The organism is Bacillus salacetis (assembly GCF_003581585.1).
In the GTDB taxonomy this organism is placed as follows: domain Bacteria; phylum Bacillota; class Bacilli; order Bacillales; family Bacillaceae_B; genus Rossellomorea; species Rossellomorea salacetis.
Window position 1 is genome coordinate 1 of record NZ_QXIR01000027.1, and the last position, 13,896, is coordinate 13,896.

The window sequence follows — 13,896 nt, forward strand, 5'->3', positions numbered from 1 at the left end:
GAAGCAAAGCTGACTAAACCCAGCTTTGCTTCTTTTTATTGGCTCTTTTCGTAAACTTTGTTGCTATTCAATATAAATTTCAAATAACATCCTGGTATATCGGCGTAAAAACCCCGGTGATAAGATAAGGAAAGAAAAGAGCTGCTCGTTTTTTTTCCGAGAGTAAAACCTTTGACTACAAGGGAAAAATCCGGCACCTGGGATTTTTCCGAAAGCAACAATATATGCGAAAACAGCCTTTTTATTTTCGCAGGAAAAATCCTTTACTTCTTTAGCTTCCAATTTAATTTAATTTCAAAAGATGTCCTGGCATTTAGCCGTAAAACCCGGGTAAGCAGGAAAGAAAAAAACTGCTCCTTCTATTACGGTATAACCTTGGACTATAAGGGGGAAAAATCCACACTTGGGATTTTCCCTAAAAGCAGCAATAAATGTGAAGACAGCTTTTTATAAAATATATTTGTCGATTTTCATTACGAGCTCATTAATCTGCGGCTTGCTTATCTGATCCTCCGCTCCTACCTTTTCTCCTTTGTGTTTCAGATCATCGGTAATCAGAGAAGAGAAGATAATGACAGGAATCTGTTTTAAACGTTGATTCTCTTTTATTTTTTTCGTCAAATGATGTCCATCCATCTGAGGCATTTCGATATCGGTGATGACTAAGCTGACTTCCGCCTCCTTTTCTTCGGCAGAAGCCAAAGAGACAAGAAATTCATAAGCATCTTTTCCATTTTCAAAAAAATCGACATTTTCGTAGCCCGCTTCCGCAAGTGTATCATTCAGAAGCTTTCTGAGGAGTGGGGAGTCTTCTGCAGCAACGATCCTTTTGGTTGACCTCGTTCTCTTTCCTAACTTTTTTACCTCATCCACCCTGATACCCGCCTCAGGATTGATTTCAGCCATTATGCTTTCAAAATCAAGCAGAAGCAGCATGTTTTCTCCTTTTTTGATAACACCAATAACTTTGGATTCTGAACCTTGATATATATTCGAAGGTTTTTCAATCTGCTCCCAAGAGATTCTGTGTATCTGAGTGACATTATTCACATGGAATACTACTCTCTGTTGATTGAACTCCGTAACTATGTACTTATCCTGGCTTGCGGACTCCGCTGAAGCTCCCAAAACCTTCATCATATCGATGACTGGAAGGACTTCTCCCCTTAACTGAATGATCCCCTCCATATATGGATGTGCATGGGGAATTGCCGTTACAGGCTGAGGCTGTATTATTTCCTTTACTTTGATGACATTTATCCCGTATTTATTTCTTCCTGCTTCAAACTCCACTATTTCCAATTCATTTGTTCCTGATTCCAGCAGGATTCCTTTATCTTCTGCCACTTTTCAGCATCCTTCCTTTTTTCGATAATAGACCCTACAATTTATATCGGCATCCATCAGTCATTCTGAAGACTTTCAGCGTTGGGCTCAAACAGGTTTTTATTTTTCAAACAAGAAAATCCCCCTTCTACTGAGGGGAATCTTCTATTTTAACCTTATTTTCCTGCGCTTTTTCTTTTTCCTAATGCCAAAATGAAGCCAGCCAATCCTCACAAAGAATGCAAACATCCCCAGTGCGATTATTCCCATAACTGCCAGTACGATAAAATAGGCATTTCTCTCATCGAGTTCGGGCATGTAGGAAAAATTCATTCCATACAGACCCGCGATGAATGTCAAAGGCATGAATATAGTTGTAATCACAGTCAAAGTCATCATGATATTGTTCATTTTGTCCGAATTGACGGACAAATAATTATCCCTGATGTCAGAAGAAAATTCCCTATAGGATTCAAGCATCTCCACAAGCTTCAGCAAATGATCATACACATCATTATAATAAAGATGATGTTCTTTCAGGAAGTGCAGCTTTCCTGAATTAAGGATCCGGTACATCAAGTCCCTCATCGGAATCAGGGACCTCCGAAGCTTTGACATATCATGCCTGATATCAAACAGCCTTTCCAGCATGACAGACGTGCTGGAGTTTTCCAGGACGTCTTCCACTTGGTTGAGCCTGTCTTCAATTTTATAGACCAGCGGAAAGAATTCATCGACAAGCCCGTCGATTATTTCATGCATGATATTATAGGTTGTATATTTACCCTTTCTCCCAACATCATGTTTCTGCCAAATTGTATCGACAACCTTTACTGGCTGTTTATGAAATGTAACAATGTACTGGTCGCTGACAAACATATTGACTTCATGGAAATCAAGTGTGGCAGGATTAATGGTATGCAGCAAAAGAAAGAAATAGTCATCATAGAAATCCAATTTTGGCCTTTCACTGAAATCCTCCAAACAATCCTCAACAGCAAGCGGATGAAATCCGAAGAAATCCCGCAGGAGCTTCATTTCATCCTCCTCAGGCTGGGCAAAATCAACCCAAAACCATTTCACATCTTCTCTATGTACTTCCTCGACGGGAAGATCACGCCTTACTTCTCCATTTACGTTGATAACAGTCGTTCTGATCATGATTAGCTCCCTGATTCTTTTATATTATTTCCCTCTTCCTTTCTAACATTACCCAAAACCTGTACAGACTAATCTAAACTATCGTTTTAGCAGTCATCTCTATGGTAAAATATGAAGCAAGTTAGAAAGAGAAGGTGTTAGTATGGAGCATTTAATCAATAAGCAGGTACAACAGATTGAAATTTCGGGTATCCGCAGGTTCTTCAATCTGGTTGCCGGTATTGAGGGCATGGTATCCCTCACCCTTGGCCAGCCGGATTTCCCTACCCCGGCCCATGTTAAAGAGGCTGCCAAAACGGCCATAGATGCCGGTTTTACCAACTATACCCACAATGCAGGATTCTTGGAACTCAGGGAAGCAGCTTCCGAATTTTACAGAAAAAAATACAACGTCTCGTTCAGCCCTGATTCGGAAGTCATCATTACCAATGGCGCTTCACAAGGAATCGACTCTGCTTTGAGAACCATCCTTAATGAGGGTGATGAAGTAATCCTGCCAGGCCCGGTATATCCAGGATATGAACCCATCATCAGATTATGCGGGGCCACGCCAGTCATTGCAGATACTGTTCAAAACGGATTCAAACTGGATGCAGGAGTATTAAAAGAATACATAACGTGCCGCACTAAGTGCATCATACTGCCATATCCCTCCAACCCTACCGGTGTAAGCCTTACACCCCGGGAACTGGAGGAGATCGCGGAGCTTTTAAGGGGAAAAGAAGTTTTCATTCTTGCAGATGAAATTTACAGTGAACTGACATATGACAGGAAGCACATTTCCATTGCCTCCTATTTAAAGGAACAGACTATTGTCATTAACGGACTATCGAAATCCCATTCAATGACAGGCTGGAGAATAGGAATGGTGTTTGCTCCGGAAAATATCGCAAAACATATTCTGAAAGTCCATCAATACAATGTATCCTGTGCATCATCAATCTCTCAAAAAGCAGCTTTTGAAGCTTTAACAAACGGAATAGATGATGCGGATGATATGAGGAATGAGTATAAGAAGAGAAGGGATTTTGTTTCAGGGAAATTGACCGCTATGGGCTTTGATATCATACTTCCAGACGGTGCTTTTTACTTCTTCGTCAAGGTCCCTGATATTTACCAGGGCGATTCCTTCTCGTTTGCCCTCACATTGGCTCAACAGTACAAAACAGGGGTAGTCCCGGGCAGCAGCTTTTCAAGTGCCGGTGAGGGCTTCTTCAGACTTTCATACGCCTGTTCCATGGAAGAACTGAAAATGGGCATGGAAAGGCTCGAGGCTTTCCTAAGAGACCTTGGATTGAAATCACACTAAATGCCAAACAACGCAAAAAAAGGACTGAATGTCCTTTTTTTGCGTTTAGAGTTATTGACCCTCATCCCGTTGTTTTTTAGAAGCTCTCTCTTATTTAGCTTTTTCTTTTTGAGCCTTATTTGCGGCTGCACTTCCAAATTCATGTGCAAACTCCTGGTCAATAACTGCCGAGTCAAAGCCTTTTTTATTCTTCTGTTCAGGATCATTCTTTTTGGTGCACTTCGCCATTCCGTTCATCCTCTATAAAACATCTCTCAGCGGTTTATCGACTTGTACCGCTTAACCTGTATTTTCGGGATGAATCGTATAAGTTTATTCTTTCCATAATTTTATCAATGCCTGTGTTCCATCATTTTCAGCACCCATTGATTTCAGTTCATCATACATCTCTTTTGCCAGTGATAAACCAGGCAAGGATAATGCCATTCTCTCACCTTCTTCCAATGCAATACCCATATCTTTTATGAAGTGCTTAACAAAGAATCCTGGTTCATAATTTTCAGAAACCATTCTGGGGGCAAGGTTGGACAGGGACCAGCTTCCTGCAGCACCCCCTGCTATCGATTTCAATACTTGTTCTACGTCCAGTCCTGCTCTTTTTGCATATACAAGAGCCTCGCAGACACCAATCATATTGGAAGCTATTGCAATCTGGTTAGCCATCTTAGTATGCTGTCCGGCTCCAGCTTCGCCCTGGCGGCGGATATTATCCCCGAATGTCTCCATAAAGGGCAGAGCTTTCTCGAATATGTCAGCTTCTCCGCCAACCATGATAGAAAGAGTACCATTCTTTGCACCTGTATCCCCACCGGAAACCGGTGCGTCAAGGGTATGTATATCAAGGTGGCTTGCTTTCATATAGATTTCCCTTGCCAAGCTTGGTTTCGAGGTTGTCATATCCACTGCTATCAAGCCTTTTTTCCCGTTTTCTAAAATGCCTTTCTCTCCGAAATAAATTTCTTCCACATCTTGGGGGTAGCCCACTATTGTAAACAGGATATCAACTGATGAAGCCAGCTCTGCAGGGGATGGACTCCATTTTGCCCCTTGTCCAATCAGATCCCGTGCCTTTTCTTTCGTCCTGGTGAAAACATAAAGATTTTTGTATTTATTCAGAAGATGCTGTGCCATACTTTTCCCCATTACTCCAGTACCGATGAACCCTACCTTTGTCGTTTCCATTTTCATCTTCTTCCTCCAGGTTTTTTTACCGTAATTATAAAGAATTTTTGCAGTTAATGATAATCAAATGCCTCGCTAAGTACAAAGTTATGAAAATAAAAAAAGGACCTGAATTAACAGGTCAAAAGGAAAAGGGGGTTGTAAAAAAGAGAATCTCCAACTTTATGCTTGTTATAAGGATACCCCCCCTCTCAGGAAAGTAAACCTCTTTTTTAAAAAAAAGATTTTTCAATTTCCCCTTCAAAAAAGCGCTTACATGTTTTATAATATTTATGGCTGTTGAAAATAAAAAAACCAGGTGCCTGAACACCTGGTAAAGCGGGAAAAGTGAGATTGAAAAGGCTGAGTAAGTCTGTTGCAAATACAGTACTTATTACTCACAGTTCCCTGGACAAATCTTATCTTTATTCATTAATCACTTTTTTGACAGCCTCAATTACACTGTCGTTTGTATCAAGCTGAAGTACTTCCTGCGCAAGGTTTTCCATATCAGCTTTAGTCAGATTACGGATTTGCGAACGCGCCTTCAAAATGGAAGTGGCACTCATTGAGAATTCATCCAGACCCAATCCAAGCAGGATAGGGATCGCGATTTCATCTCCGGCCATTTCACCGCACATACCAGCCCATTTTCCTTCTTTATGAGCCGCGTCAATAACCATCTTGACCAAACGCAATATAGCCGGGTTGTAAGGCTGGTATAGATAAGAAACACGCTCATTCATGCGATCGGCAGCCATTGTATACTGAATGAGGTCGTTTGTGCCTATTGAAAAGAAGTCAACCTCTTTCGCAAACACATCCGCCATGACTGCTGTCGATGGAATCTCCACCATGATACCGACTTCAATGGAATCAGCGATCTTTGTACCTGTGTCTGCCAGCTTTGATTTCTCTTCCTCTAAGATGGACTTAGCTTCCCTGAATTCATTCAGGTTTGAAATCATCGGGAACATGATTTTCAAGTTTCCATAACTGCTTGCTCTGAGCAAAGCCCTCAATTGAGTCCGAAAAATGCTCTGTTCATCCAGACATAGACGAATCGCACGGTATCCAAGGAAAGGATTCATTTCTTTCGGAAGGTCGAGATATGGCAGTTCCTTGTCTCCGCCAACATCCAAAGTCCTCACCACTACAGGCTTGTCTCCCATTCCTTCAAGGACAGCCTTATAGGCTTCGAATTGTTCCTCTTCACTAGGAAGCTCGTTTCTTCCCATGTATAGAAATTCTGTACGATACAGGCCGACAGCTTCACCGCCATTATTGATGACACCTTCAAGATCTTTCGGTGTGCCGATATTGGCCGCCAGTTCCACATGAGTGCCATCAGCCGAAACTGTCTTTTCATTGACCAGTTTAGCCCATTCGGCTTTTTGCTTCTCATATTGTTCATATTCATTTTTATAATGATTAACCACTTCTTGCGTAGGATTGATATGTACTTCACCATTCAATCCATCTACGATCACAAGATCACCATTTTTAATCTCTGAAGTGACTTCTTTTGTACCGACTACAGCAGGGATTTCCATGGAACGGGCCATGATGGCTGAATGAGAAGTCCTGCCTCCGATGTCAGTAGTGAAGCCTTTGACAAATTCCCTGTTTAATTGAGCTGTGTCTGAAGGGGTCAAATCTTCCGCTATGATGATGACTTCTTCTGAAATCATGCTTGGATTTGAAACCTGGACACCCAGAAGATGGGAAAGGACACGCTTCGTCACATCCCGGATATCCGCTGCACGCTCCCTCATATACTCGTTATCCATGCTTTCAAACATAGAAACGAACATGTCGGCTGTGTCTTTAAGGGATGCCTCTGCATTAAGGCTTTCATTCTTAATTTTATCTTCGATGGGCGCTATAAGCTCGGGATCACTCAGGACCAGTAAATGGGCATCGAAAATGGCCGCTTTATCAGCACCAAGATCAACATTTGCTTTTTCCCTGATTGTTTCCAATTCAGAAGTGGAGGTCGCAAGTGCTTCTCTGAAACGGTTCACTTCTGCCTCTGTGTCCCCTACTTCTTTTCTTTCCACTGAAAGGTCAGGTTCTACAAGAAGGTATGCTTTTGCAATGGCGATGCCATTCGATGCCGCAATTCCTTTAAGCATGCTTGACATTACTCTGCAAGCCCTTCTTTTTTCAGTGTTTCTTCAAGGCTGTTCAATGCTTCTTCCTCATCGCTTCCTTCAGTGATGATAGTAATATCTGCACCTTTTCCTACGCCAAGAGACATAACACCCATGATTGATTTAAGGTTTACTTTCTTTTCTTTATATTGAAGATGTACTTCAGAATCAAATTTGCTTGCTGTTTGTACTAGTAATGTTGCAGGACGGGCATGGATACCTGTATCAGCTGTTACTGTAAATTGTTTTTGTGCCATAATTGATCTTCTCCTTAACATTTGTTTATTTTTCAGCTTTTTAATCCGGAGGGATTTTACTCCGAATCAATACCGCTTAAGTACGGGTTGTATATAAGCCTTTTCAATTTAAAAGAATAGCATGCAAATCGAAGTTTCACAATTGTAAAGCATGATATTTTTATCATTTTCATAAATTAGACATCTTATGACCAAAATCATGCATTATTTACGCTCTACTTTAGAAACATTTCTAAACATTTCGTTTTTTCGCTTTTACACTTTTCTATTGCAGTTCCCTCTTAGATTTCCCTCATGTATAGTAATTAAACGCATGAAATATAAAAAATATACACGCAAATGCTGACAGGGAGCACCGGTCGATAGCGGAGGTACGATGAAAGAGGACGAAATCCCAATGGATTCCGTCCTCTAAATACAATTTTTCACTTTTTCTTTACTATTCACAATGGAATTGTAACTGATTTTCACTTTGGATATTGTCCCTTGCAATGCGGTATCGTGGACTTCCGAAATTCCTGCGTATATATTGACCAGATCACATACACACCTTGAAAGCAACTCTGCTGCGTTTTTCAAATCTTTCTCCTTATAATGGGCCTCGTCCTGCAGTAATTCTTCAATAATATCAAGTGCAATGCTTTTCACCTTCAATGCCTGCTCCACTTCCAAGTTCATTCCCGCCGCCCCTTTCTATCGATCTTTCTATTAAATTCTATGCCGGATTTAAATGATTAGAACCGATAGAATCGAAAGCGCGGAATTATCCTATTAACCTGCTGTCTTTTGTAAAAAAAGTCCTGTAGCCTAAAATCAAGAACAAAATCACTGTCAGAGAAACGCTTCCCAGGATCCCGAGAAGTATGGCGATTTGATATTCAATGGCAGTTAAGGGGCTGACACCAGATAAGATTTGTCCTGTCATCATCCCAGGCAGGAACACGATACCCATGCCAAGCATATTATTAATCGTTGGAAGTACTGCAGAATCAAATGCATTATCAATGTACGGCTTTGCAGCAGTTTGTGGTTCTGCCCCCAGCATAAGCGCCCCTTCTATCTTTTCCTTGTCAGCAATAAACCCTTGAAGCAGTGTTTTGACCCCCAGAGTGATCCCGGTCATAGAATTCCCGATAATCATCCCGGCTATGGGGATGAAGTAGCGGGGATCATACCAAGGGGAGAAATGGATGACTATCAAATTGAAATATAAAAGGCTTGCCAGGCTGCCTGCCGCCATGGAGACGGTGATGATCACCTTCATTTGTCTGGAAAGCTTTTCCCTTACCTGTATAAACACATTCCTGACTGCAAACATCTCCATGATGAAGATGATCAGAATTGTTAAAAGCGGATGCGGGTTATCAAAAATATATGTAAGTATGAATCCTGCAAGAATCAGCTGGATGGTCATTCTCAGTGTGGCTATGGCAATTTGTTTCTCTCTTGATATTTTCCTTACCCTTACAATCAATAGCAGTAAAAGGACAAAAATATAAGCTGCTATAAGCCTCGCCAGCTCTATGTCTATGATGCCGCCGTTCAACTTTGGACCCGCCTGCTCTTTGGTTCTATATAAAAATGCGATTCACCGAAACGGTCAGAAACCGTTTTTGAATGAGTAACCATGATGACCGTCCCGCTTTGCTCCTTTACCGCTTTAAGAAATTCCCCCATCACTTCCCCTTCGGTTTCGGGATCCAAGGCAGAAGTCGGTTCATCAAGGAGATAGACTCTTGGCTTCATAAGGTATACCCTCGCAAGAGCCAGCCTCTGCTTTTCGCCTCCGGACAGCTTATCTGCCGGTTCCTCCAACCGCTTTTCAAGCATGACCATCCTGAGGGCATCCTCCAATTCAGCCGGGGAAGCTGGTTGTACCCTGGCAAATCTTAAACCGATCTGCAGATTATCTTCCACACTTCCCTCAAACATGACAGGATTCTGCTGAAGCATAACAACTTTTCTCCTTAACTCGACAGAATCCATCGATTGCAGGTTTCGGTCATTGTAGAATACTTCCCCGCTGGTGGGTACAAGCATTTTATTAAGGAATTTCAAGATGGTTGATTTCCCTGCACCGCTTGGACCGGTCATACAGGAAACCACACCATCCCCGAATTCCAAGTTGATGGAAGTAAGGATTCCATGGTAAGAAACATCATTCAATCTGAACACCAAAATCACCTCTTTCTTATCGCTCAGTTGAAAATTTACCCAAAAAAAAGAGCACTTATGCTCTTTTTAAGGTTTCTTTGAAAATTCATTTTGCTCTATTCGATTGACAGCACGTTCTATCCCTTGTTTAAACAAGGCTAACTTATCGGGAGGGATCTCCTGGTCTCCATACCTGGCAGCCTCATATATATGGTAAAATTCCCAGCCCTCCTGAAAACCCATCCTGGAGAACCATTCTTGAATGGTTTCGCCATTCTGCCGCGGCCTCTTTTTTTCTTCCGCAAGTTTTTCAAGCATGAAAATACTCTTTCTGACTTCACTGTCCGGGCTGGAATACATAACATCCTGGATGACTTTCCCCCTGCCTGGCAGGATGGATTCTTTAAATGAAGAGTATCCAGCATTTCTCCTGGATTCATCCTCTTCCTTCCAGCCTTTATTTCTGAAGCTTCTCCAGACATATAAGATTATGACAAGCAGCAGCAAGCCGGCCAAAGCCTCATCCCACCATGCAAAAGAAAGATCACCTCCATTTTGAAGCTGTTCCTGTGTAATTTCAGAAGGTGCTTCATCAGAATTCCTTAGAGACTCCCATCCTTCTGAAACACTCCCGGGAAGCATACCCATAACCCAGTCAATTATGATCCAAATAGGCTCAATCAGAAAGGACAGAAGCCAGAACATCCATCCAAACCCCTTATTCAATAGACCGCTGACCGATTTACTCATAACGGCCGCCAGTACACAAAAACCAACCAAAACACCACTATAAACAATTGGAAGTTTGGCCGATTTGATCCTTGATGTCTTCTTTGAATGTTCTGAACTTTCTATATACCTCACAATATATGTACCTGCAGTGTAAAGAAGCATGCCGAACATGAAAATACTCAGTACAAAAACTGGAGGCTGCTTTTCATATATATTTTGATATGCCCAGGAAATGAGGGCAACAATCAATAGGGTCCCGATATATCCTCCGCCCAAATCGAATCGGGAATCCCTCTCCTCTTCAAGATGGAGGGAAACCCTCCAATGAAGCATCAATAGAATGAATAACGAAAGCCACCATGGAAAACCAAGAAAGAACTGGCCAGTAAGAAATAAAGTTAACCCTATACCTGTAAAAATCAAATTAAATACCCTGCTGGAATCAATCCCCATCCATATAAAAGGAAAGGTCAAAAGCAGGGAAAGGCTGATGAAAGGGATGCACCGGTATAAAAAGAAATACTCATCAGCAAAAAATGTGAGAAGTGCTGAGAGCATCAAAGCATCAGCGATCAACTTAATAGATACCCTTGAATAGTATGCATTCTTTCTTTTCAAGCGAATTTTCTGCTCTGCTGCTTCCATTCCTGCAAAACTCCTTGTTCATTATGATAGACCAACTGAAAGATGGACACGTCCCTATTGCTCATCAAAGATAAAAGCCTTTCACTTTCACTATCCTGTTCCCCTATAGTAATAAGTACAGGAGGAACTTGATGATGCATGACCAGATATTGATACATCAAGCTGAAAGGAAAAGTGATATCATCTGTAGAAAGGACCGAAAGCATCTCAAGTGCCTTTTGCCTTTGTTTCTTCCCTTCTCCGGCAGGCAAATAATAAAATGGAGTACTATTTAAAGAACGAACATTGACCGCCAGAGCGAAAGGAATATCCTGCTTTGCAGCCATTTCAATAATGTAGGCTGTTCTTTCAATCAATTCCTCCAGCTTGCTGGTTATGGAGTAATGTGCTGATATATTCAGCGTAATCAGCCAATTCCTGCTTGTGGCCGGGGAATGAACTTTTGTCTGCAGGGTTTGCAGCCTGGCTGTCGCTTTCCAATTGATAGCCGCAAAACTATCACCTGGGGCATAATCCCTTGTGCCTACCGGCTGAAACGGGTCATGAAACAGGGAATTATGAACTGCAAAATTCCCTTGTGTCTTGGTATGGGCAGAAGTAAAACCTTCCACAGGTTTACCGTGAGGAAAAACCAAAATATCTGATTTCACCGGTTTACCATATTGAAGGTGTACTCCTCCGCTGCCAAACAAATTAGGAATATCAACGGTGAGTTTCGCTACCCTTGCAAGTCCCCTTCTTCTCGCTTCTACAGGGAACCTGACATCTATCTTTTCGTTTTTGCTTAAAGAAAAGGGTATCTTCATCTCGATTATGCCTCCGGGAAATTCATCAAAGTCAATTCCAAGCGGAACGACCACGTCATCAAAACGGAGGATGATGGAACCGCTTAAAATCGGCAATCCTGAATTCTCGAATGTAAATGACCAGTCCCCTTTATCACCCTTATTGAATTTTTCCCTGTTTCTTTCATTAGTGAATATTAGTTTCCTTCCTGCATGGTTGATATAAAGCTGAGAGCCATAAAATAAGGCAAATACCAGCAGAAAAATTGAGAGAAGCAATATGTTCTGCAAAATCAGTCCCAGAAACGCCAAGAACAAACACAGGAAGATGCAGGCGGATAAAATATTGGATTCGGTCGTCTCTCTTTTCCACTCCAATGTTAAACCCTCGATTCTACTGGAACTAAAACATCCTCGATGAGTTCTTCCATCACCCGTTCATTCGTTTTAGTCAATGACGCCTCAGGTGTGAGGGATATTCTGTGGCTCAGCACGTATGCGGCCATCTTTTTGACATCTTCCGGGGTCACATAAGCTCTTTCGCTGATGAATGCCATTCCTTGTGATGCTCTCAGCAGAGCAAGGCTTGCGCGGGGGCTTACCCCGAGTTCGATCAATTCATGTTCCCTTGTTTTCCTTGAAATCTGTAATATGTATGATTCAATGTCTTCTGAAACATGAATTCTTTTCACCTGCTTCGAACACTCCTTAAGTTCTTCAGGAGTAATGACAGGCTGAACATCTTCAAGCGGCTGCCTTTCTTTGAACCTTCTTAACATTTCCCTTTCACTTTCAAACTCCGGATAGGAAATGGGGACTTTCATTAAGAATCTGTCAAGCTGAGCTGCAGGAAGAGGAAAGGTTCCCTGTTGTGATTCCACTGGGTTCTGTGTAGCAAGTACAATGAAAGGATCTTCCAGCTTCAGGGTGCTCCCTTCAATGGTAACCTGCTTTTCTTCCATGACTTCAAGGAGGCTGGATTGAGTCCTCGGCGTCGCCCTGTTTATTTCATCAGCAAGCAGAACATTTGTTACGACCGGTCCCGGGCGCAATTCAAATTCTTTTTCCTTTGGGTTAAAGTATTGAATACCAGTTACGTCACTTGGAAGGACATCCGGTGTAAACTGGATCCTGCGGAAACTTGATTGGACACATCCCGCAAATGTTTTTGCAAGCATGGTTTTCCCTGTACCAGGGACACTTTCAAACAGGATATGTCCTCCCTGAAGCAGTGCAATGCTCAGTATTTCTATTTCTTTGTCCATCCCAATCATGACTTTGCCTATCTCTTTTTTCAGCCTGTCTATAAACATATTGGCCCCCCATTCTTAAATGAATTATATCACAAAAACGTTTATCTTTTAAAATATTCCAAATTTTCTTCGTTTATTGCATCACTGCTTATGTTCCTCTAAAATGAATAAAAAAGATGAATTGGGTGGTGAGCGAGTGAAACCATTTAAACGCGATGAATCCTTTCGCTATACTTTTAAAGACCCCTATCCCGGCAAATTTCAATTGATGATACAGAAAGAAAATGAAATTGTATCATCAAAAGAGGGACATCTGTATGTTCTTGATCTCAGTCCCAAAGGCATGAAATTCAAAACAGAATTTAACCTGCCAGTAGACCGCTTTGATATTGACATGGAAATCCATCTGAAAATGAACGGACATGAATTGGCTGTAGCCGGCCATCCTATCTGGAGAAGGCCCTCAGGAACTGGGTTCATGTATGGATTCCAATCGATTGAAGATTCAGAGACTGAGCAGGAGATCATTGATTCGTTGAAGTCCTTCACAAAAACTTTCTTTATATAGATTGCTCCTCAAGGAGAGTTTGGAAATTAGTGTTCATAAAAAGCTTTTTACGTATATAGCATTTTTTTCGCAAAAGAATGATCAGCGCTTTTGGTTCCTGCTCACCGTCGTTTTTACGGCGGATTACCAGGATATTAATTGAATTCTATATTGAAAGCAACAATGTTTACGAATAGAGCAAAAAAAAAGAAGCAGTCACTCCCTGCTTCTTTTTGCATCAAATTTTACAAAATATTTAGACTTCACTTTAACTTAATGCATATTTAACCCTTACGATGATAGTAACCGACCAGTGGAGGGTTGACTATGTCATTGAGTATTGTGCTCCCAATCATTTTTGTATGGTGCGTCGGCATCATCAATATTATACTTTTGAAAAAAGAATAAGAAGA

The 13,896-nt window shown here is 41.5% G+C and carries 15 protein-coding genes; 3 read left to right on the forward strand and 12 right to left on the reverse strand.

What is annotated here, in order from left to right:
• Positions 1-171 precede the first annotated feature (171 nt).
• Complete coding sequence (locus D3H55_RS24445) at positions 172-453, forward strand: hypothetical protein (protein ID WP_168413152.1); 282 nt, start codon at positions 172-174, stop codon at positions 451-453.
• Here D3H55_RS24445 and D3H55_RS17015 read toward each other — a convergent pair.
• Positions 448-1,347, reverse strand: coding sequence for a chemotaxis protein (locus tag D3H55_RS17015; protein WP_119548524.1), 900 nt, complete (start codon positions 1,345-1,347; stop codon positions 448-450). The genes D3H55_RS24445 and D3H55_RS17015 overlap by 6 nt on opposite strands.
• Before the next feature lie 144 nt (positions 1,348-1,491).
• The gene (gene corA, locus D3H55_RS17020; protein ID WP_119548525.1) at positions 1,492-2,487 is read right to left on the reverse strand and encodes a magnesium/cobalt transporter CorA; all 996 of its coding nucleotides are present in this window, start codon (positions 2,485-2,487) and stop codon (positions 1,492-1,494) included.
• Between the two features lie 142 nt (positions 2,488-2,629).
• On the opposite strand from corA, the gene D3H55_RS17025 reads away from it, so the two are divergent.
• Entirely contained in the window at positions 2,630-3,796 is a 1,167-nt protein-coding gene (locus D3H55_RS17025) for an aminotransferase A (protein WP_119548526.1), read from the forward strand.
• Positions 3,797-3,886: 90 nt separating this feature from the next.
• Here the strand turns inward: D3H55_RS17025 and D3H55_RS24450 are convergent, their stop codons facing one another.
• From D3H55_RS24450 to D3H55_RS17070, 10 genes are all read right to left on the reverse strand, one after another.
• Entirely contained in the window at positions 3,887-4,024 is a 138-nt protein-coding gene (locus D3H55_RS24450) for a hypothetical protein (RefSeq protein WP_168413153.1), read from the reverse strand.
• 84 nt (positions 4,025-4,108) lie between these two features.
• A complete protein-coding gene (locus D3H55_RS17030) occupies positions 4,109-4,984 on the reverse strand; it encodes an NAD(P)-dependent oxidoreductase (RefSeq protein WP_205685503.1) in 876 nt (291 codons plus the stop codon).
• A gap of 398 nt (positions 4,985-5,382) precedes the next feature.
• Positions 5,383-7,101 (reverse strand): phosphoenolpyruvate--protein phosphotransferase, encoded by a 1,719-nt coding sequence (ptsP, locus tag D3H55_RS17035; RefSeq protein WP_119548527.1) that lies wholly within the window; start codon positions 7,099-7,101, stop codon positions 5,383-5,385.
• Positions 7,101-7,367, reverse strand: a complete 267-nt coding sequence (locus D3H55_RS17040; protein WP_006836389.1) for a phosphocarrier protein HPr — start codon at positions 7,365-7,367, stop codon at positions 7,101-7,103. The genes ptsP and D3H55_RS17040 overlap by 1 nt, the downstream gene beginning before the upstream one ends.
• A 411-nt stretch (positions 7,368-7,778) precedes the next feature.
• On the reverse strand, positions 7,779-8,045 hold the full coding sequence (locus tag D3H55_RS17045) for a hypothetical protein (protein ID WP_119548528.1): 267 nt from the start codon (positions 8,043-8,045) through the stop codon (positions 7,779-7,781).
• Positions 8,046-8,130: 85 nt separating this feature from the next.
• The gene (locus D3H55_RS17050; protein ID WP_119548529.1) at positions 8,131-8,913 is read right to left on the reverse strand and encodes an ABC transporter permease; all 783 of its coding nucleotides are present in this window, start codon (positions 8,911-8,913) and stop codon (positions 8,131-8,133) included.
• Complete coding sequence (locus D3H55_RS17055) at positions 8,910-9,542, reverse strand: ABC transporter ATP-binding protein (protein ID WP_119548530.1); 633 nt, start codon at positions 9,540-9,542, stop codon at positions 8,910-8,912. The genes D3H55_RS17050 and D3H55_RS17055 overlap by 4 nt, the downstream gene beginning before the upstream one ends.
• A 66-nt stretch (positions 9,543-9,608) precedes the next feature.
• Positions 9,609-10,898, reverse strand: a complete 1,290-nt coding sequence (locus D3H55_RS17060; RefSeq protein ID WP_119548531.1) for a hypothetical protein — start codon at positions 10,896-10,898, stop codon at positions 9,609-9,611.
• Complete coding sequence (locus D3H55_RS17065) at positions 10,868-12,061, reverse strand: DUF58 domain-containing protein (protein WP_119548532.1); 1,194 nt, start codon at positions 12,059-12,061, stop codon at positions 10,868-10,870. The genes D3H55_RS17060 and D3H55_RS17065 overlap by 31 nt, the downstream gene beginning before the upstream one ends.
• A 2-nt stretch (positions 12,062-12,063) precedes the next feature.
• A complete protein-coding gene (locus D3H55_RS17070; protein ID WP_119548533.1) occupies positions 12,064-12,996 on the reverse strand; it encodes an AAA family ATPase in 933 nt (310 codons plus the stop codon).
• 103 nt (positions 12,997-13,099) lie between these two features.
• Between D3H55_RS17070 and D3H55_RS17075 the strand changes: the two genes are divergently transcribed.
• Positions 13,100-13,504 carry a PilZ domain-containing protein gene (locus tag D3H55_RS17075; protein ID WP_119548534.1) on the forward strand — a complete coding sequence of 135 codons (405 nt, stop codon included), beginning with the start codon at positions 13,100-13,102 and terminating at the stop codon, positions 13,502-13,504.
• Positions 13,505-13,896: the final 392 nt, after the last annotated feature.